The sequence below is a fragment of the Pseudomonas phenolilytica genome (assembly GCF_021432765.1).
GTDB classification, from domain to species: domain Bacteria; phylum Pseudomonadota; class Gammaproteobacteria; order Pseudomonadales; family Pseudomonadaceae; genus Stutzerimonas; species Stutzerimonas phenolilytica.
In genome coordinates this window covers 2,547,536-2,567,050 of the sequence record NZ_CP058908.1, presented here as the reverse complement: position 1 = coordinate 2,567,050, position 19,515 = coordinate 2,547,536, and the positions used below count along the sequence as shown (strand labels likewise).

Annotated in this window: 17 protein-coding genes; 6 read left to right on the top strand and 11 right to left on the bottom strand. The window is 63.3% G+C overall.

The window, feature by feature from the left end; translation table 11 throughout:
- Nucleotides 1–81: 81 nt before the first annotated feature.
- Nucleotides 82–858 (bottom strand): ferredoxin-NADP reductase, encoded by a 777-nt coding sequence (gene fpr / locus HU825_RS12370; RefSeq protein WP_008566852.1) that lies wholly within the window; start codon nucleotides 856–858, stop codon nucleotides 82–84.
- Nucleotides 859–976: 118 nt separating this feature from the next.
- On the opposite strand from fpr, the gene HU825_RS12365 reads away from it, so the two are divergent.
- On the top strand, nucleotides 977–1,903 hold the full coding sequence (locus HU825_RS12365; protein ID WP_054095326.1) for a LysR family transcriptional regulator: 927 nt from the start codon (nucleotides 977–979) through the stop codon (nucleotides 1,901–1,903).
- A gap of 24 nt (nucleotides 1,904–1,927) precedes the next feature.
- Here HU825_RS12365 and erdR read toward each other — a convergent pair whose 3' ends face one another.
- Entirely contained in the window at nucleotides 1,928–2,578 is a 651-nt protein-coding gene (erdR, locus tag HU825_RS12360; protein WP_043296569.1) for a response regulator transcription factor ErdR, read from the bottom strand.
- Nucleotides 2,579–2,741: 163 nt separating this feature from the next.
- Here erdR and HU825_RS12355 point away from each other — a divergent pair, with 163 nt between their 5' ends.
- Nucleotides 2,742–3,635, top strand: coding sequence for a DMT family transporter (locus tag HU825_RS12355; protein WP_043296571.1), 894 nt, complete (start codon nucleotides 2,742–2,744; stop codon nucleotides 3,633–3,635).
- Nucleotides 3,636–3,644: 9 nt separating this feature from the next.
- Here HU825_RS12355 and HU825_RS12350 read toward each other — a convergent pair whose 3' ends face one another.
- Nucleotides 3,645–4,361 (bottom strand): tRNA-uridine aminocarboxypropyltransferase, encoded by a 717-nt coding sequence (locus tag HU825_RS12350; protein WP_043296573.1) that lies wholly within the window; start codon nucleotides 4,359–4,361, stop codon nucleotides 3,645–3,647.
- 174 nt (nucleotides 4,362–4,535) lie between these two features.
- Here HU825_RS12350 and HU825_RS12345 point away from each other — a divergent pair, with 174 nt between their 5' ends.
- The gene (locus tag HU825_RS12345) at nucleotides 4,536–4,934 is read left to right on the top strand and encodes a PA3611 family quorum-sensing-regulated virulence factor (RefSeq protein ID WP_177325149.1); all 399 of its coding nucleotides are present in this window, start codon (nucleotides 4,536–4,538) and stop codon (nucleotides 4,932–4,934) included.
- Nucleotides 4,935–4,956: 22 nt separating this feature from the next.
- Here the strand turns inward: HU825_RS12345 and HU825_RS12340 are convergent, their stop codons facing one another.
- Nucleotides 4,957–7,362: a phosphoketolase family protein gene (locus HU825_RS12340; RefSeq protein WP_234302133.1), complete on the bottom strand. Its 2,406-nt coding sequence runs from the start codon at nucleotides 7,360–7,362 to the stop codon at nucleotides 4,957–4,959.
- A 129-nt stretch (nucleotides 7,363–7,491) separates the two neighbouring features.
- On the opposite strand from HU825_RS12340, the gene HU825_RS12335 reads away from it, so the two are divergent.
- Nucleotides 7,492–8,901 (top strand): MBL fold metallo-hydrolase RNA specificity domain-containing protein, encoded by a 1,410-nt coding sequence (locus HU825_RS12335; RefSeq protein ID WP_077683968.1) that lies wholly within the window; start codon nucleotides 7,492–7,494, stop codon nucleotides 8,899–8,901.
- A gap of 123 nt (nucleotides 8,902–9,024) precedes the next feature.
- Nucleotides 9,025–10,116: an LOG family protein gene (locus tag HU825_RS12330; protein ID WP_054095332.1), complete on the top strand. Its 1,092-nt coding sequence runs from the start codon at nucleotides 9,025–9,027 to the stop codon at nucleotides 10,114–10,116.
- A 104-nt stretch (nucleotides 10,117–10,220) separates the two neighbouring features.
- On the opposite strand, the gene recX is transcribed toward HU825_RS12330, so the two are convergent.
- The 7 genes from recX to exaC all read right to left on the bottom strand — a co-directional run bounded on the left by recX (nucleotide 10,221) and on the right by exaC (nucleotide 17,864).
- The gene (gene recX, locus HU825_RS12325; protein ID WP_156716538.1) at nucleotides 10,221–10,685 is read right to left on the bottom strand and encodes a recombination regulator RecX; all 465 of its coding nucleotides are present in this window, start codon (nucleotides 10,683–10,685) and stop codon (nucleotides 10,221–10,223) included.
- A gap of 5 nt (nucleotides 10,686–10,690) precedes the next feature.
- Nucleotides 10,691–11,749 (bottom strand): recombinase RecA, encoded by a 1,059-nt coding sequence (gene recA / locus HU825_RS12320; protein WP_008566840.1) that lies wholly within the window; start codon nucleotides 11,747–11,749, stop codon nucleotides 10,691–10,693.
- Between the two features lie 84 nt (nucleotides 11,750–11,833).
- The gene (locus HU825_RS12315) at nucleotides 11,834–12,331 is read right to left on the bottom strand and encodes a CinA family protein (RefSeq protein WP_043296584.1); all 498 of its coding nucleotides are present in this window, start codon (nucleotides 12,329–12,331) and stop codon (nucleotides 11,834–11,836) included.
- 240 nt (nucleotides 12,332–12,571) lie between these two features.
- Nucleotides 12,572–13,381 (bottom strand): ethanolamine ammonia-lyase subunit EutC, encoded by an 810-nt coding sequence (eutC, locus tag HU825_RS12310; RefSeq protein ID WP_043296596.1) that lies wholly within the window; start codon nucleotides 13,379–13,381, stop codon nucleotides 12,572–12,574.
- Between the two features lie 26 nt (nucleotides 13,382–13,407).
- Nucleotides 13,408–14,802: an ethanolamine ammonia-lyase subunit EutB gene (locus HU825_RS12305; RefSeq protein WP_043296598.1), complete on the bottom strand. Its 1,395-nt coding sequence runs from the start codon at nucleotides 14,800–14,802 to the stop codon at nucleotides 13,408–13,410.
- 122 nt (nucleotides 14,803–14,924) lie between these two features.
- Nucleotides 14,925–16,208, bottom strand: coding sequence for an ethanolamine utilization protein EutH (eutH, locus tag HU825_RS12300; RefSeq protein WP_054095341.1), 1,284 nt, complete (start codon nucleotides 16,206–16,208; stop codon nucleotides 14,925–14,927).
- 135 nt (nucleotides 16,209–16,343) lie between these two features.
- Nucleotides 16,344–17,864 (bottom strand): acetaldehyde dehydrogenase ExaC, encoded by a 1,521-nt coding sequence (gene exaC / locus HU825_RS12295; protein WP_043296601.1) that lies wholly within the window; start codon nucleotides 17,862–17,864, stop codon nucleotides 16,344–16,346.
- A 288-nt stretch (nucleotides 17,865–18,152) separates the two neighbouring features.
- On the opposite strand from exaC, the gene qhpR reads away from it, so the two are divergent.
- Nucleotides 18,153–19,241, top strand: a complete 1,089-nt coding sequence (qhpR, locus tag HU825_RS12290) for an AraC-like transcriptional regulator QhpR (RefSeq protein WP_054094656.1) — start codon at nucleotides 18,153–18,155, stop codon at nucleotides 19,239–19,241.
- The last annotated feature ends 274 nt before the right edge of the window (nucleotides 19,242–19,515 follow it).

Sequence of the window (19,515 nt, the reverse complement as noted above, 5' to 3'; positions counted from 1 at the left end):
GAGTCGAATCGCTAGCCGCGGCCTGCTTCATCATCAGGCCAGCGCACCGTCGTGTGCGCTGGCCTGACGCAACCTCGGCGTTTACTTCTCGACGAATGCGCGTTCAATCAGGTAGTCGCCCGGATCGCCCATGCGCGGCGAAACTTTCAGGCCGAAGCTATCCAGCACCTGGCTGGTCTCTTCGAGCATGCTCGGGCTGCCACAGATCATTGCGCGATCGTCCTGAGGGTTGATCGGTGGCAGACCAATATCACTGAACAACTTGCCGCTGCGCATCAGATCGGTGAGTCGTCCCTGATTCTCGAAAGGTTCGCGCGTCACCGTCGGGTAGTAAATCAGCTTCTCCTTGACCGCCTCGCCGAAAAACTCGTTCTGCGGCAGGTGCTCGGTGATGAACTCGCGGTACGCCACTTCATTCACGTAGCGCACACCATGCACCAGGATGACCTTCTCGAAACGCTCGTAGGTTTCGGGGTCCTGGATGACGCTCATGAACGGCGCCAACCCGGTGCCGGTGCTGAGGAGGTAGAGATGCTTGCCCGGCAGCAGGTCGTCAAGCACCAGCGTCCCGGTCGGCTTGCGGCTGACCATCAGCTGATCGCCTTCCTGCAGGTGCTGCAGGCGCGAGGTCAGCGGACCGTCCTGCACCTTGATGCTGAAGAACTCCAGATGCTCCTCATAGTTCGGACTGGCGATGCTGTAGGCGCGCATTAGCGGACGCCCACCCACTTCCAGACCGATCATGACGAACTGCCCGTTTTCGAACCGCAGGCCGGGATTGCGGGTAGTTTTGAAGCTGAACAACGTATCGTTCCAGTGGTGCACACTGAGGACACGTTCCACGTTCAGGTTGCTCATGCTGCGAGTTCCTCGTTTACAACGGATAGTGCGTCTTGCGCGGATGAGCGCCAGTTTATATACAGATCGCTTATCCGTTAATTAAATAATTAAGATATGGGTTATCGGTTATATCGATATGCATTTTACCTTGAGACAAATGCAGGTTTTCTCTGCCATCGCCCGCCTGGAAAGCGTCTCTCGCGCCGCCGAGAGCCTATCGCTGTCACAGTCGGCGACCAGTACTTCGCTGGCGGAGCTGGAGCGGCAGTCGGGTTGCCTGCTGTTCGATCGCGCCGGCAAGCGACTGGCGCTTAATGCGCTGGGCCAGCAACTGCTACCGCAGGCCGTGGCCCTGCTTGACCAGGCGCGCGCCATCGAGGATCTGCTCAACGGCAAAAGCGGCTTCGGCTCGCTGGCCGTGGGCGCGACACTGACCATCGGCAATTATCTCGCCACCTTGTTGATTGGCGGCTTCATGCAGCGCCATCCCGACTGCAGAGTAAAACTGCATGTCCACAACACGGCGCATATTGTGCAGCAGATCGCGCAGCATGACCTTGATCTGGGTCTGATCGAAGGCGACTGTCAGCACCCTGACTTGATCGTCGAACCCTGGGTCGAAGACGAACTGGTAGTGTTCTGCGCTCCGCAGCATCCGTTGGCCAGCCGCGGTATCGTCGATCTGGACGAACTGGCGCGTGAGGCCTGGATTCTTCGCGAACAGGGGTCGGGAACTCGCCTGGCTTTCGACCAGGCCATGCGCCACCGACCGGGCCGCCTCAACGTCCGCCTGGAGCTGGAGCATACCGAGGCGATCAAGCGCGCAGTCGAGTCGGGATTGGGGATCAGCTGCATCTCTCGCTTGGCGCTACGGGATGCATTCCGGCGCGGCAGCCTGGTGCCGGTGGACACGCCGCAACTGGATCTGAGCCGGCAGTTCTCGTTCATCTGGCACTCGCACAAGTACCAGACTGCAGCAATGCGCGAGTTTCTCGAGCAGTGTCGGGCGCTGACTTACGGAGTGCGTCGCAGCGATGAAATCATCCTGCCACCGATCGCCTGACTGCGTCGGTGGCAAGATGAGCCGTCAGGCGGTGGGAATAGAGCCCATCTGCTGCAGCAGCAGTGCGGCCTGGGTGCGCGTGCGCACACCTAGCTTGCGGAAGATCGCGGTCACATGCGCCTTGATGGTGGCTTCCGACACGTTGAGTTCGTAGGCGATCTGCTTGTTCAGCAAACCGTCACACACCATGGTCAGCACACGGAACTGTTGCGGTGTCAGGCTGGCAAGTCCGGCGCTCGCGGCTTTCGCCTCGTCGCTGACATGACCGACGTCCTGGATGTTGCTCGGCCACCACACGTCCCCGTCGAGCACGGTCCTAACCGCCTCCTGGATGGTTTCCAGCGAACTGGATTTCGGAATGAAACCGCTGGCACCGAACTCGCGGGAGCGCGAGACCACTGCGGCATCTTCCTGCGCCGAGATCATGACCACGGGTAGGTGCGGATACTGTCCGCGCAACAACACCAGACCGGAAAAGCCGTAGGCGCCGGGCATGTTCAGGTCGAGCAGAACCAGATCCCAGTTGGCGCCTTGGTCAAGCAGGGCTTCGAGTTCGGCGATGCTCGCCGCCTCGACCAGACGAACGTTGTCGCCCAGCCCCATGGTCAGCGCCTGTTGCAAGGCGCTACGAAACAACGGGTGATCATCGGCAATGATTATTTCGTAAGCAGCCATTGGGCAGACCTGTATTTTTTATTGGCGCTTTGACCAACTGTGTCAGTCGATCCCGGGAGTTGCCGGAAAACCTCAAGCGGCGCAAGCATGCCGACCGCAGAATAAGTGGTCAAGCGCGATGCTTTGCTGCAAAGTTTGCGGCTCCTTTGCATAGAGCTCAAACATGCGTAGCCAAGCCCTCCGTGCCGATTTCCTGATGCTGATTACCGCCATGATCTGGGGCACGGCATTCGTAGCCCAGCGCGTAGGCATGGACAATATAGGCCCCTTCCTTTTTACCGGGCTGCGCTTCGCGCTCGGCGCGCTCGCATTGCTGCCGCTGCTGTTGTATCAGGGGCGCCATGCTGCTCGCCATGAGCCGTTCATGCAACGCGGGCTGCTGCTCGGCGGGCTGGCGATGGGGCTGGCACTGACGCTCGGCATCAATCTGCAGCAGGTCGGCCTGCTGTTCACCAGCGTGACCAACTCCGGGTTCATCACCGGCCTTTACGTCATCGTCGTGCCGCTGCTCGGCCTGATCATCGGCAACCGTACCGGACTTGGTACCTGGCTCGGCGCCGTACTGGCAGTAGGCGGTATGGCGCTGCTGAGCATCGGCGAGAACTTTCAGGTCGCTTCCGGTGACTGGATCCAGCTGGCCGGCGCGTTCGTATGGGGATTGCACGTGTTGCTGGTGAGCTTCTTCGTCAGCCGCCACGACGCCATCCGCCTGGCATTCCTGCAATTCGCAACCTGCGCGGTGGTCAGCCTGATGCTCGCCGCGCTATTCGAGGACGCGAGTCTCGAGGCTGTCTGGCTGGCCGCCCCGGCGCTGCTGTACGGCGGTCTGTTCGCCGTGGCAGTCGGCTATACCTTGCAGGTCGTCGCGCAGAAGCATGCGATCGCCTCACACGCTGCAATCATCCTGTCGCTCGAAGCGGTATTCGCCGCGATCGCTGGCGCGCTGTTTCTCGACGAGAGTCTTAGCCCACGCGGTTATTTCGGTTGTGCGCTGATGTTCATCGGCATGCTCACCGCGCAGCTGTGGCCGCGCGCGGAGCAGCCGGCGAACGCCTGAGCGGAGCGCTCAGGTTCGGGCGCTGGCGGCGAGCGCATGATGTGCCGCGCTTTGCAGGTCGGTCACACGGTGGTGCTTGGCATCCAGATAATGCTCGGTGAAGACGTCGAGCCAGGCATCGAGCGCCCGCGCCGCCTGCAGGTCACCCGCGAGCTCGAGGCACAGGGCGGCAACCTCGGCGGTACACAGGTGTTCGCCTCGGGTCGAGCGTCGCAACGCATAGCGCGACAACGCTTCCGGCTGCAGGCTCAGTACGGGCAGCGCATCGAGATACGGGCTCTTGCGAAACATCTTGCGCGCCTCGGTCCACGTCGCGTCGAGCAGGATGAACAGCGGTCGCTTGCCCGGCGGCAGCGTGACCCGCTCGACCACCCGCGACGGCTCGGCGTATTCCCCTGGAAAGATCACCCACGGCTGCCACTGCGGATCAGCCAGCAGTTCCAGCAGGCGCGGATCGACGTCGGTGCGCTGCCAGGTGAACGCGTAGCAGTCTGCCACTACGTCGGCGATCAACCAGCCGGTATTGCTGGGTTTCAGGGGTTCGATATCGTGCATCAGCAGGCACACCCCGCAATGCGACGGCACCTGCGGCAGCCAGCGGCACAGGCAGTGGCTGACGGCAACCCGGCAGCGTGGGCAGCGCTGCGTGCGCGAACCTCGCGCAACGAACGGCTTGAGGCTGCGCGCGAGGCGCTCGTCGCGCAGGCGGGATACGGCATGAGGCATGGTCGGCTCGCAGAGAGTTGAAGGCAGACGCCGCGGTTCAGCACTTCGATTCCGTTTCGATGTACCGTTTGCGATCGTCGCGAAGCCGGCGCAACCTACCGGCCCTCAGAAAAAATGGCAATGAACCGCGTCGCCCGCTACCGGTCGAACGAGCGCAGTCAAAAGGAGATCGCCATGTACCGTCTTACCCCCCTGCTGCTTCTCAGCCTCGCGCTGCCTTATGCTCACGCCGCATCGCTGCAGGAGCAGCAGCTGGGCCAACTGCTCGAGCAGGTCGCGCAGCAGAGCAGTGTCGGCACGCCGCGCGCCATCAATGAGGACATCCTCGACCAGGGCTACACGGTCGATGGCAACGAGCTGGTCAATCACCTCAGCGTCCAACCGCGTCATGCCGCGCAGATGCGCGACAACCCCGAGCAAGTGCGCAGCCAGCTGGCGGTCAGCGTCTGCGGCAACCAAGGCCTGCGTACGCTGCTGAGCAAGGGCGCGGTACTGCGCTACGAATTCAGCGAGTACAAGAGCAACCGGCCAATCGCGACCGAGCGCTATCGCGCCACCGATTGCGCACGCTGAAGTTGCGCGCGCAACCGCCCCATCAGCGCAAGCAGTCGGGGTTGCCCTTGCCGGCTACCGCCGCTGCCTCCTCGCGTGTCAGCAGTGCTGTACGTGGAACGCTGCGCAGGCGTGCACAGGCGGCCAGCACGTTAGCCCAGCAGGCGCGATTGACAAACTGCATGCCGTCCACATCCAGCGTGCCGCCACGGTTGCGATAGCCCAGCACCGAGCTGCGCCGCGCGTCCGGCAGGATCGGCCACAGGTGCCCGCGCGCCACTTCCGGCCGCATATGCGTGAGCATGACGCGCATGTCCATGCTGTCCGGGAATAGCCGTGTCACCAGCTCATCGTCGGCATGCACCTCGGCTTCCCAATGATCGCGCGGCGCACGGAAACGCCCCGGCTCCTGCAGATAGACCAGCCGATAGGCGCAATCCGCCTGTTTCAACCGTTCGGCCGCACGCAGCATTTCGCCCAGCTGATAGCTGCCGTTGGCGATCAGCAGCAACGATTCCGGACCACGGCTTTCATCGACGACGATCGCTCCATCACGTGCCAGCTGCTCGGCCTGGGCTTGATCGAAATAGCATGGCCGCTCGCGCTTGGGCATAACCAGACAGGCCAGCTCGCCACGTGCCTGATAGATCGATGGCAGCAGCGCCAGCGCACTGTTGTGGTCGGCCGGGAATAGCACGCGCACCATGTCGCTCATTTCGCCCAACAGCGCTTCGCAGAAGGTGGTGTCCTGGTGCGACTGCTGATTCTTGCCGTTTTCCCAGGTGTGTGAAGTGGCAATCAACGGCCAGCCAAGCCACCCGGCAGGACGACCGACCTCTTTCTGCTGGCGCGCGAAGATCAGGGTCTGGCGCACGGCACCGAGCATCTTCACGCAGAAGGCTTCATAGCTGGCCACCAGGTTCAATCCGCCCTGGTTGGCCAGGCAGGCAGACACCACGGCCTCCTCGTTGAGCGCGGTGATGATGTTGCCGTCAATTGCCTCCAGTTCGCTTTCCGGGTCGATGACGCGATGCTTGAGCGCCTTGAGCACGCCGCCCAGACGGTTACTCGCCAGTTCGTCGGGGTTGCCGACGCGTGGCCGCAAACCGGCGTTGGCCTGGGTCAGCTCGACAAAAAAGCGATCTACGGCGGACATCGGTGAGCACGCATCGTCACGGTAGTGAAGCCTGGGGATTACCGGCGCGGCCGGGCGGCGCAACGCCAGTGCGTTGTCACGCTCCAACGGGCGGCCGCGACGATGCTGGGTGAACAGGGTCAGCGCGGCATTCAGCTGCTCCTGCGGCACGAACAGTTCCGCCGCGTGCCGGTTGAACAGCTCGCGCGACTCGATATCCAGTCGCGGATTACCCGGCAATGGCAAGTTGTGCGCGGCGTTGCTGCCTGCGCCGTAGAAGCCGAAGCCCTTGATGGTCTCGGCGATACCGTACGGGATCGGCAGCGGGTAGTTGAGAATGCCCCGTTCCTTTTCCTCGACCCGACGCGCAAGACGCTGTTCCATCTCCCACAGCGTGGCCACGAATGCCGCCGGGTCACGGCCATCGAACGGAATCGGATCGAAACCGCAGTGGCTCAGGTGCTGGCGGAAGCCAACCAGTCCCTCATCGGTTGCCAGCGCAGTGCGCTGCTCGATGCGCCGGCCATTGGCGATCATCACCGGCAGCGCTGCGCCACAGTCTTCCGCGCGCCACCAGCGCGGCATCCAGTCGCTGCCGCGCTGTTCTTCCGCGGCCCCATCCGACAGGAACGCTACCAACGTTTCACCCGGCAACGGCATGTGCGCGTACTGCAATTCCGCGAAGCCCAGATAGCCCCCCTCGGCAATGCCACCGGCGGTATGCGGGTTGACGTGGCTACCCAGCGGCGCGAGCGGACTTCCGTCGCTGGCCTGCCGGTAGCCATAGAAATCCTGCAGCATGCGGTTGATACCCGTTTCCCCGCCACCGTAGGCCTGAGCCTGCTCGGCATGCAGGTTACCGGTCAGCAGATTGAGCGCATCGATGGCAGCGACGCAGTGCCCCTGCCCCATCAACCAACCCCGCGTGTGCCCGGTGAGGGCGTTGAGCGCCAGGTAGCCGGCATAGGCCGGCACCATGTTGAGCGCGCCGCCGGTATGCCCCTCGGGCGTGCGCTTGAAGTCCTCGGCCGCGAGCGGTGTGCCATCGAGATGGACCTGCTGGGCATAGGTCATGTGCACCACCAGCCACAATCCCGCGCAGGTAACGTGATCGAGCGCCTGCAGCAGGCGATACACGCTGGCGAGGTCCGGCTGCAAGCCAGCCTGCACCAGCTGATGAGCCAGACGGAACACCGCCGCCTGGGTTTCCAGCGTGTGTTCGAGCGGACCGCAGCCGGCGCGCCAAGTGGCGAATGCGGGCTGGGCCTCGGCGTGTTGCTCCAGCTCGACAAGGCTGGGCAGAAGCTGACTCATGGGATTACTCCATCACTGACCGGTTGCGATAGTCTAGGCAGCACCAGCTCCACCACCTCTGACATGTATCAAGGCGAGCCGGCGCATAAGCGAGCACCTTTGGAAACATCCTACAGACAGGGAGGCATTATGGCTTTGCTCAGTTTTCTCGGTGCCATTCAAGAGGTCACCGGCTCCTGCTACCTGATTGAGACACACGCCGGCGCACGAGTTCTGCTCGATTGCGGGATGCATCAGGGGCAGCGCAAGAACGAGGATAAGAACAGCGCCCCGTTTCCTTTCGACCCGAGCAGTTTGGATGCCGTGGTGCTCTCCCACGCCCACATCGACCACAGTGGCCTGCTGCCGCGACTGGTTTCGGAAGGGTACCGCGGCCGCATTCACTGCACCGATGCCACCGCCGAACTGCTTGAGCTGATGCTGCTGGATTCGGCACAAATCCAGGAGAAGGACGCCGAATGGGAGAACAAATGGCGCGCTCGCATCGGCAAGCCGTTGATCCAGCCGCTGTACACCCGTGTGGATGCCGAGCGCGCGCTATCGCAGCGTGAACCGCACAGCTACGCCGAAACGTTCGAAGTGGCGCCGGGCGTGCGCATCACCTTCCACGATGCCGGGCATATTCTCGGCTCGGCAATCGTCCAGGCCGATGTCACCGATTTCGGTCAGACCCGCAAGCTGGTGTTCTCTGGAGACCTGGGCAATACCTGCTCGCCGCTGATGTACCCGCCGACCACGCTTACCGAAGCCGACGTGATCCTGATGGAGTCGACCTACGGCGATCGCGATCACCGTGACCACGACGCGACCATCGAGGAGCTGGCCGATATCCTGCAGCAGGCCCACCGCGACGGCGGCAACGTGCTGATGCCATCGTTCGCCGTCGGACGTACCCAGGACCTGATCTATTACCTGGGACGGTTCTATCGCGAAGGGCGCTTGCCGCAGCAGGTGGTGTTCCTCGACAGCCCGATGGCGATCGGCGCCAACGCCATCTATGCGCACTTCAAGGATCAGCTCGACCTCAACGGCATCTCTCCGGCAATCGCCTCCAGCAAAAGCAAGCTCTATGCCGAGCGCTGGCTGCCGATTCTCAAGAGCACGTCCACCCCCGAGGAATCAATGGCGATCAACCGCTTCAAAAGCGGCGCGATCATCATTGCCGGCAGTGGCATGTGCAACGGCGGGCGCATTCTTCATCACTTCAAGCACAACCTGTGGCGCGAGGAGTGCCATCTGGTGATTCCGGGTTTCCAGGCGCAAGGCACCCTTGGCCGCGCGATCGTCGATGGCGCGTCGAGCGTCAAGCTCCTGCACCAGCGCATCGCAGTGAATGCAAAGGTTCACACGCTCGGCGGTTTTTCGGCACATGCCGGCCAATCGCAACTGATTGACTGGGTAAGCCACTTCGACAAACGCCCCGAGCTGTACCTCGTGCACGGTGAGCTTGACCGGATGCAGGCGCTGCAGCAGGCACTGAAACGACGCCTGAACTGGGACGCGGCCATTCCGGAACCCGGCGACCGTATCGCACTCTGACACAACGCAGATATTCCCAGCCCAAGCCGCGCCCGCGTTTACCACCGGGCGCGGCTTGGCGCTTGAAGCGCCCGGCATTGCACCTATAGCCTGAACGCACAAGCCCATACATGGAGAAGTTGTATGTCCTTCGAACCGGACGACTATCTTTCCCGGCACTTCAAAACCAGCGCCGTGGATCTGTCCAGCAAGATCGACGAGCTCGTGTCACTCGTCGTCTCGGACACCAGCCCTAACCTGTCGCTATACCGCGAGATGCTGGTCACCGTGATTCGCATGGCCCAGGCCGATCGCAGCCGCTGGGATGCCAAGATCCTGCTGCAGACCATGCGCGAAATGGAGCACGCGTTCAGTCGTCTCGATCAGTTCAAGCGTCGGCGCAAGGTCACTGTGTTCGGCTCGGCACGTACTCCTGTCGAGCATCCTCTCTATGCCCTGGCTCGCCAGCTCGGGGAGACACTGGCGCGCTACGACCTCATGGTCATTACCGGCGCCGGCGGAGGCATTATGGCGGCCGCCCATGAGGGCGCCGGGCTGGACAACAGCCTGGGGCTGAACATCACCCTGCCGTTCGAACAGCACGCCAATGCCACCGTGGGCGGCACCAGCAATCTGCTGTCGTTCCACTTCTTCTTCGTGCGCAAGCTGTTCTTCATCAAGGAAGCCGATGCACTGGTGCTGTGCCCCGGCGGCTTCGGCACCCTCGATGAGGCACTCGAAGTGCTGACACTGGTGCAGACCGGCAAGAGTCCGTTGGTTCCCGTGGTATTGCTGGACGAGCCAGGCGGCTCGTTCTGGACGGATGCATTGCAGTTCATGCGCCGGCAGCTGGTCGACAACCGCTACATCCTGCCCACCGACCTGCGCCTGGTGCGTCAGGTCTACAGCGCCGAAGAGGTGGCTCAGGAGATCACCACGTTCTACCGCAACTTCCACTCCAGCCGCTGGCTGAAGGATCACTTCGTGATGCGGATGAACCATCCCTTGAGCGATGCAGCGCTGGAATACATCAACACGACCTTCACCGATCTGTGCCTGAGCGGCTGCTATGAACAGCAACCCTGCTGCGAGCACGAGCTGGATGAGCCGGAACTGCAGCGCTTGCCTCGCCTGAGCTTCGCATTCAACGGACGGGACTACGGGCGCCTGCGCGAACTGACGGACTACATCAACGAAACGGAAAGCTGGGCGACCCCGCTACCTTCCGAGGACTGAGCAACGGCACCTGCCTGCAGTCGATAACGCCACCGTTATCGTCTGCCCGGAACGCGGCACCTTGCCCGTCCCGGTGCGCGACACGGCACCGGGTGGGGAGCACATCAGTCGTCCGCCACACCGCGCAGCAGACGCCCGATCATCTCCAGCGAATAACCTCGATAACTGAGGAAACGCCCCTGCCGGGCGCGCTCCCGCGCATCGCCCGGCAGCTGCCCGGCGAACTTGCGCTGCCAGACCTCGCGCAGCTGTGCGTTCCAGTCGAAGTCGCTGTCACGCAATGCCCGCTCGATGGCATCACGCGCCAGCCCGCGCTGCGCCAGCTCTTCGCGAATGCGCAACGGTCCGTAGCCGGCAAGCGCACGGCTTCTGACGAAGCTCTCGAGATAGCGCGAATCCGAAAGCAGCCCCTCGTCGCTCAGACGATCCAGAGCCGCTTCGATCAGCTCGGCAGCTGCGCCGCGCTGGCGCAGCTTGCGGGTCAGCTCGACACGCCCGTGCTCGCGGCGTGCCAGCAGGTCCATCGCGGCCCGCCGCACCGCGGCTGGGCTGTCGAGCACGGCGGGCATAGCGATCAGAAGTCGACGTCGGCCAGGTCTTCGCTGACCACGGCACCTGCGTTGGCACCGGCCGCCTTGTTGCCGGAAACCACCAGCAGCTTGTCACGAATCTGCTGTTCGATCTCGCGACCTACCTCGGGGTTGTCCTCGAGATACTTGGCGGCATTGGCTTTGCCCTGACCGATCTTGTTGCCCTTGTAGGCGTACCAGGCGCCGGATTTCTCGACCAGGCCCTGCTGCACGCCGAGGTCGATGATCTCGCCGTTGCGATAGATGCCCTTGCCGTAGAGGATCTGGAACTCGGCCTGGCGGAACGGCGGCGCCACTTTGTTCTTCACCACTTTGACGCGGGTTTCGCTACCGACCACCTCGTCACCTTCCTTCACCGCGCCTGTGCGGCGGATGTCCAGACGCACCGAGGCGTAGAACTTCAGCGCATTACCGCCAGTGGTGGTTTCCGGGCTACCGAACATCACGCCGATCTTCATGCGGATCTGGTTGATGAAGATCACCAGGCAGTTGGCGTTCTTGATGTTACCGGTGATCTTGCGCAGCGCCTGGCTCATCAGGCGCGCCTGCAGACCGACGTGGGCATCGCCCATCTCACCTTCGATTTCCGCCTTGGGCACCAGCGCCGCCACGGAGTCGACGATGATCACATCCACCGCGTTGGAGCGCACCAGCATGTCGGTGATTTCCAGCGCCTGCTCACCGGTATCGGGCTGCGAAACCAGCAGATCGTCGACGTTGACGCCCAGCTTGCCGGCGTAATCCGGGTCCAGCGCGTGCTCGGCGTCGACGAAGGCACAAGTGGCCCCCATCTTCTGCGCTTCGGCGATCACCGACAGGGTCAGGGTGGTTTTACCTGAGGACTCCGGGCCGTAGATTTCGACGATGCGGCCTTTCGGCAGACCACCAATGCCCAGCGCGATGTCCAGCCCCAGCGAGCCAGTGGAAATCGCCGGAATCGCCTGGCGATCATGATCGCCCATGCGCATCACCGCGCCCTTGCCGAACTGCTTTTCGATCTGGCCCAGAGCTGCGGCCAAGGCGCGCTTCTTGTTCTCGTCCATTACCATCCTCACTTGATCAAGAGGGCCAAAGGCCACGACAACTGTATAAGTAGACAGTATTAGAGCATAGGGAAAATGCTCCGCCTAGCCCTGCAGCGGATTTTCTCCGGCTACCAGACGAATCAATCCGAGCAACGCTGTCTCGACCGTCTGACCGCGGACCGCCTGGCGATCGCCATCGAACAGGCAGCGCCGGGCGAACAGCCGCTCGCCATCCGCCCAGGCGATCCAGACCGTTCCCACCGGCTTCTCCGGCGTTCCGCCGCCCGGTCCGGCGATGCCACTGACCGCCACGGCGAAGCGCGCGCCGCTGGCCCGTTGCGCGCCGCTCGCCATGCGCTCGACCACCTCGCGGCTGACCGCGCCGATCGTCTCGAACAGTTCGGCTGGTACCCCGAGCTGCCGCGTCTTCTGCGCGTTGGAATAAGTGACATAGCCGGCTTCGAACCACGCCGAACTTCCCGCAACCCGAGTGATGGCTTCGGCAATTCCGCCACCGGTGCAGGATTCCGCGGTGGTCACCTGCGCGCTGAGCGCCGATAACTGCATTCCCAGGCGAGTCGCCAGTTCGGTCAGGTTCATCGTCTGCCTCCATAGCTGTGGACAGCCGCTACCCTACACCAGCTCTCTCCTGACTCGCCCCTCCGGTCATCGCTCACCGCCGCAAGCGCGTGCGCGGCACGCAGGTCTGAGCGGTACTGTCGGGTGTCCTGGGTAAGGACGTAGTGTTACTAGCCCGATTTTTATCCCCCTGCGCTGACGCTGGCGTCTTGCACGACCGGATGGGCGGCAAGCCGAGCAATCGGTAAAGGCCGCACGCGCTCAAGCGTTGTCCGGCAGCAGGAAGTTGCCAGGCCCCTGATTTTCCAGGGTCGGTACTTGTGCTTCGTCCTTGAGATCGACACCGGAGAGTTGCCGCCGGCAGGCTTCGCGCATCAGGTACATCAGGCGGAAGCTGGCCATGCCGTAGCTCAGGCCCTCCAGACGGACATTGGAGATGCAGTTGCGATAGGCATCGTTGAGGCCAACGCGGGGGGCCCAGGTGAAGTACAGGCCGAGGCTGTCCGGCGAGCTGAGGCCGGGCCGTTCGCCAATCAGGATCACCGTCATCTTTGCCCCCAACCGCTCGCCCACCTCGTCGGCCACCGCCACCCGGCCTTGCTCAATCAGGGTGATCGGCGCCAGCGACCAGCCCTCAGCTGTCACCTGTTCGAGCAGACGCTGGAGGAATGGCAGGCTGTGGCGGCTGACCGCCAGGGATGACAGACCGTCGGCAATGACGATGGCCAGGTCATGGCCGCCGCCGTGTTGCTTGACGTGATCGTGCAGTACGGCAGCGGACGCCTCGTCCAGACGCCGGCCCAGGTCGGGGCGTTGCAGGTAGGTGTGGCGGTCACTGGCGGCGCTGTGCAGCAGCAACGTGCTATGGCCGAGGGCGTGCAGTTGCTCACGCAGCCCAGCGTGGTCGAACGGCAAGTGCACGGCGTCGCGGGCCTGAGCGTGGGCAAACTGAAAATCCAGTTGGGCGTGGGTCGGCAGACTGGTGCCGGCGCGGCCCAGGGCGATGCGTGCGGGGGTCAGCTGGCGCAGCTGTTGCCACGGGTTCTCGGTGGCGGGGGTGTGATCAGGCATGCGTACCTCTGCATGAATGCGCGAATTCAGGATAGTTGCGCCAGTGCCTGGCGGAAGGCGGATGGCAGCTCGTTACCCAGGCGTAGCTGGCCGTCGCGCTGCTGGAAGATGCCCATGCGCGCCAGCCACTGCTCGAACTCCGGTGCCGCGCGCAAGCCGAGCACCTGGCGGGCATAGAGGGCGTCGTGGAAGGAGGTGGTCTGGTAGTTGAGCATCACGTCGTCGGAGCCAGGGATGCCCATGATGAAGTTGATGCCGGCGGCGCCGAGCAGGGTCAGCAACATGTCCATGTCGTCCTGGTCGGCCTCGGCATGGTTGGTGTAGCAAATATCGCAGCCCATCGGCACGCCGAGCAGCTTGCCGCAGAAGTGGTCCTCCAGCCCGGCGCGGATGATCTGCTTGCCGTTGTAGAGGTATTCCGGACCGATGAAACCGACCACGGTGTTGACCAGGAACGGGTTGAAGTGCCGGGCCACCGCATACGCGCGGGCCTCGCAGGTCTGCTGATCGACGTCGTGATGGGCGTTGGCCGACAGCGCACTGCCCTGCCCGGTCTCGAAGTACATGAGGTTGTTGCCCAGCGTGCCGCGCTTGAGGCTCAGGCCGGCCTCGTAACCTTCCTGCAGCACCTTGAGACTGATGCCGAAGCTGGCGTTAGCCGCCTCGGTGCCGGCGATTGACTGGAACACCAGATCCAGCGGCGCGCCGCGTTCGATGGCGGCGATGGAGCTGGTGACATGGGTCAGCACGCAGGACTGGGTGGGAATCTCGTAGCGCTGGATGACGGCGTCGAGCATTTCCAGCAGCGTGCAGATCGAGCCCATGCTGTCGGTGGCCGGGTTGATGCCGATCATCGCGTCGCCGTTGCCGTAGAGCAGGCCATCGAGCGTGCTGGCGGCGATGCCCGCCGGGTCGTCGGTCGGGTGATTGGGCTGCAGACGGGTGGACATGTGCCCGCGCAGGCCCTGGGTGTTGCGAAAGCGAGTGACCACTCGGATCTTCTGCGCCACCAGGATCAGGTCCTGCACGCGCATGATCTTCGACACCGCCGCCGCCATCTCCGGCGTCAGGCCGGGTGCCAGGGCGCGCAGGCTGGCTTCGTCGGCATGGTCGCTCAGCAGCCAGTCGCGCAGGCCGCCCACCGTCAGGTGGCTGACCGCGGCGAAAGCGCTGGCGTCATGCGTGTCGATGATCAGCCGGGTGACTTCGTCGCGCTCGTAGGGAATCACCGCTTCGAGCAGAAACTGCTTGAGCGGCACGTCGGCCAGGGTCATCTGCGCGGCGGCGCGCTCGGCGTCGCTGGCGGCGGCGACGCCCGCCAGGCAGTCGCCGGAGCGCAGCGGGCTGGCTTTGGCCAGGACTTCGCGCAGGCTGTCGAAGCGCCAGGTCTGGCCACCGATGCTGTGGGAATAGGTTGCCATGGTCAGGCTCCTGTCTCGGGGTGGAAGCAACCCGGCGAGCACGGTTACAAATAGAGACCGCTGCACTAAAAGGAAGCTAAGCCTCTATCGCAGCCGTGGCCGGTTTCAGGGTTGCGGGCGGTTCAGGCCTGGACGGCTTCTTTCGGGATCGGCAGCGGGCTTTCGTGCAGCGATGAGCCTGGATACTCACCCGCCTCGATGATGCCGGCGGCGCGATCCTGCTGCTCCAGCTGCAGCGCCTTGGGCACCGACAACCAGTAGGCGAGCCCCACGGCTGTGAAGCCGGCGAGGATCTTGCCGATCAGCACCGGCAGGATGATGGTCGGCTGGAAGTTGGCGGTGAACGACAGGTGATCGCCCAGCAGGAAAGCCGCGCACACGCCGAAAGCGATGTTGATGACCTTGTCCTTGGGCGGCATGAAGCGCACCAGACGGAACATCGCGAGGATATTGGCGATGGTCGCCAGCATCCCGGCGCTGCCGACGGCGCTCAGGCCAACCTTGCTGCCGAGCGTTTCCAGCGGCCCGCCGAGGTACTTGCGCAGCAGGTACACCATCGGAAAGGCACCGGCCAGCATGATGCCGATGTAGCCGGCGGTTTCCAGCGCGCGGGTCTGATCCTCGGCATCGGCGATGATCGGGTGGAAGCCCCAGCTGCCGAAGATCAGGGTGAAGAAGCCGGTGAAGTATTCGACGATGGAGAACACCAGCACCAGCTTGATCATGGCATCCAGCGCGCGACCGAAGCCGATGAAGCCCTTGATCATCAGGTCTGGCAGGAAGCGCAGGCCGGCAGCCAGCGCCACCACGAAGACGATGATCGGCAATAGGTTGGCGAAGATGCCGCCAAGGCCCATCGCCAGCTGATAAGTGGCCTCGCCGTTGGTCGCAACCACCTCGCGCACCGCGGGGTTGCTCAGCATCAGCACGACGCTGGCGATCAGCACCCCGACCGGAATGCTGAGAATGCCGGACATGATGCCCAGCGCCATGTACTTGTGGTCACGCTTGTCGAGCATGGCCAGGCCCATGGGGATCGAGAAGACGATGGTCGCGCCGCCCATGAAACCGGTGATCAGCGCCATGATCAGCGCTTCTTTGCTTTCCGTGAGCGCGGCGGCCAGATGGTAGCCGCCCATGTCCGAGGCGATGATCATCGTCGCTGCCAGCGCCGGGTCGGCGTTCAGCGCACCGAAGAACGGCCCGAAGACGCTTTCGATCATCACCGTCAGGTAGGGAATGGAGGCCATGATTCCAGCCGCCGGGACGAAGATGTGCCCGGTGGCATGGATACCTTCCATGAATTCGCGGCCGAGGCCTTTTTCGCTGTCTCGAATGGCTGCGAAGGCCCCGAGGACCGCGCAGAACATGATGACGTAGAGGACGTAATTGCCGATCTGATCCATTGCTTTGCCCTTTTATTGTTTTTACCAGGCGCCAGAGACCCATCCTCAGCGGCAGCTCGCTACCGCTGGATAAGGAATCACGGAGTTCGATGCGCCGGGGCTGAACGCACGCAAGCCAGCCCCGGTGGTCTGCGTTTAGAAGAAGCCCAGCGGATTGATGTCGTAGCTGACCAGCAGGTTCTTGGTCTGCTGATAGTGGTCGAGCATCATCTTGTGGGTTTCGCGGCCGACGCCGGACTTCTTGTAGCCACCGAACGCGGCATGTGCCGGGTAGAGGTGGTAGCAGTTGGTCCACACGCGACCGGCCTTGATGCCACGGCCCATGCGGTAGGCGCGGTTGATGTCGCGGGTCCAGACGCCAGCGCCCAGGCCGAATTCGGTGTCGTTGGCGATCGCCAGCGCTTCGGCTTCGTCCTTGAAGGTGGTGACGGCCACCACCGGCCCGAAGATTTCCTCCTGGAACACGCGCATCTTGTTGTGGCCCTTGATCAGGGTCGGCTGCACGTAGTAACCGCTGGCCAGACCGCCTTCGAGCTTCTCCGCGGCGCCGCCGGTGAGGATCTGCGCGCCTTCCTGCTGGGCGATGTCCATGTAGGACAGAATCTTGTCGAACTGTTGCTCGGAGGCCTGAGCGCCGACCATGGTGTCGGTATCCAGCGGGTTGCCGCGCTTGATCGCCTTGATCTTCTTCATCACCACTTCCATGAAGGGCTCGAAGATCGATTCCTGAATCACCGCGCGCGACGGGCAGGTGCACACCTCGCCCTGGTTGAAGAACGCCAGCACCAGGCCTTCGGCGGCCTTCTCGATGAACGCCGGCTCAGCATTCATGATGTCTTCAAAGAAGATGTTCGGGCTCTTGCCGCCCAGCTCGACGGTGCTCGGAATGATGTTTTCGGCCGCGCAACGCATGATGTGCGCGCCAACCGGGGTCGAGCCGGTGAAGGCGATCTTGGCGATGCGGGTGCTGGTGGCCAGCGCCTGGCCGGCTTCACGACCGAAGCCCTGAACGATGTTCAGCACGCCCGGCGGCAGCAGATCGCCAACCACCTCGATGAACACCATGATCGACAGCGGCGTCTGCTCGGCCGGCTTGAGCACGATGCAGTTACCGGCGGCCAGCGCCGGCGCGAGTTTCCAGGCGGCCATCAGCAGCGGGAAGTTCCACGGGATGATCTGCCCGACCACGCCCAGCGGCTCGTGGAAATGGTAGGCGGCGGTGTGTTCGTTGATCTCGGCGGCGCTGCCTTCCTGCGCACGGATGCAGCCGGCAAAGTAGCGGAAGTGGTCGGCAGCCAGCGGCACGTCGGCATTCAGGGTTTCGCGCACGGCCTTGCCGTTATCCCAGGTTTCGGCGACGGCGAGCTTTTCCAGGTTGGCTTCGATGCGATCGGCGATCTTCAGCAGGATCAGCGCACGGTCCTGCACCGAGGTCTTGCCCCAGGCATCGGCGGCGGCATGGGCAGCGTCCAGCGCACGCTCCACGTCTTCGGCGCCCGAACGCGGGAACTCGGCGATCACCTCACCGTTTACCGGCGAGGTGTTGACGAAATACTCCCCCTTGACCGGCGGCACGAATTCGCCACCGATATAGTTGCCGTAGCGCGGCTTGAAGGAAATGACGGCGCCTGGAGTACCGGGTTGGGCGTAGATCATGGGAATTCTCCGAAGGATGACTCTTGTAATAATCGATGCACTGGCCGAATCTCAGCACGGCTCATATTGATCTTGAGTCAGATTCATGCGTGCGACTTGACCCGAACAAAGCTCTGCTGTCGCCTACAGTCAACTTCGTGACGAAATGTCGCAGGTCTTGGACGAGCGCTTTGTTTGCTGCGCGTTTTGGCGTGACGCTCGCAAGCGCGCGCCTTAAGAGCACGAGTGCTCTGGCGCGCCCGGTTGCTCTGGCTTCATGTCGCGGAACGTTACGTTGTGGAGACTTCGATGAGTTCCTTATTCGAGCAGACGGATGCGTCGGCCGGCCTGGCGCTTGTCACCAGCGGGCAAAAACATGCCGGCGTGCTGGCCGCAGCGGCCAGCGGCTTGTGCACCTTCATCGAGCGGCAGGGAGGCGACGCCGAGCGGGTGCTCGGCGTGTCGGGCATCGATGCGCAATTGCTGCAGCATCCGACCCTGAGCCTTGCGCTCCCGAACTACTGCCAGGTGCTGGAAGAAGCGGCGCGGCAATCGGGCTGTGACAATTTCGGTCTGTACTATGGCCAGCAGTTCAAGCCACAGGCGTTGGGACTGCTGGGTTATATCGGCTTGTGCTCGGCAACGGTCGAGCAGGCGCTGATCAATTTCGCCCGCGCCTTCCCACTGCACCAACGCAACAGCCTGATTCGTCTGGTCGATGATGGGGAGTGCTATCGCTTCGACTATCAGGTCCGCCACGGCGCCATCCTCTGCCGGCGGCAGGACGCCGAGCTGACCCTGGGCATGGCCCGCAACCTGATTCGTCACGTGCTCGGCAGCCAATGGGCGCCGCGCGCGGTGCACTTCGAGCACCCGCGCCCGGCTGATTGGCATGAGCACAGCAAGGTCTTCGATGCGCCGGTGTACTTCGAGCAACCGTACAACTCGCTGCTGATCCCCAAGGTCGGCCTGAACCGCCCGATGCCGGGCAGCGACCCGATCCTGCTGATGGTCATGCAGGATTCCCTGCGCCAGCTCAGCCTGGCGGGCGGCGATGAGCCGGACGTCGTCGATGATGCCCGCGCGCAGATCCGCCAGCGTCTGATGCTGGGCGAGCCGGGACTGGAAGATATCGCCGAGCAGATGGGCATGAGCAGCTGGTCGCTACAGCGTCGCCTGCGCGAGGAAGGGCTGAGCTTCTCCGCGCTGGTGGACAAGCAGCGCCAGGAGCTGGCGACCTACTACTTGCGCCAGCAGCAGCTGCCCATTTCGGAGCTGGCACCCTTGCTGGGCTATTCCGAGACCAGTGCCTTTTCCCGTGCATTCCGCCGCTGGTTCGGCGTAAGTCCCCGCCAGTGGCGCCAGCACAGCGATCTGGTCGACACCCGGCAGCCGTAGCTGCGCCTGGTTTGCGTGGAACGCGAACCTTAGAACGAGCCCAAACGCGCACGTCTGGTGCGCCTGCGAGTGCCCGGTAGCGCGTGGTAACCTTGCGTTCATCGCCAAGCAGATGAAGCACGAGGACTTTACGAGGCTGGCCCAGGTGTACGCCAGATGGCTGGACGACGAGTCCGCCAACGAGCTGCGATACATCGGGTCAGGTACGCAGTCCACCGCGTGATTCGCCCCAACTCTGCTCCACCCAGTCCAGCACCCATTTCTAAGCACCTGA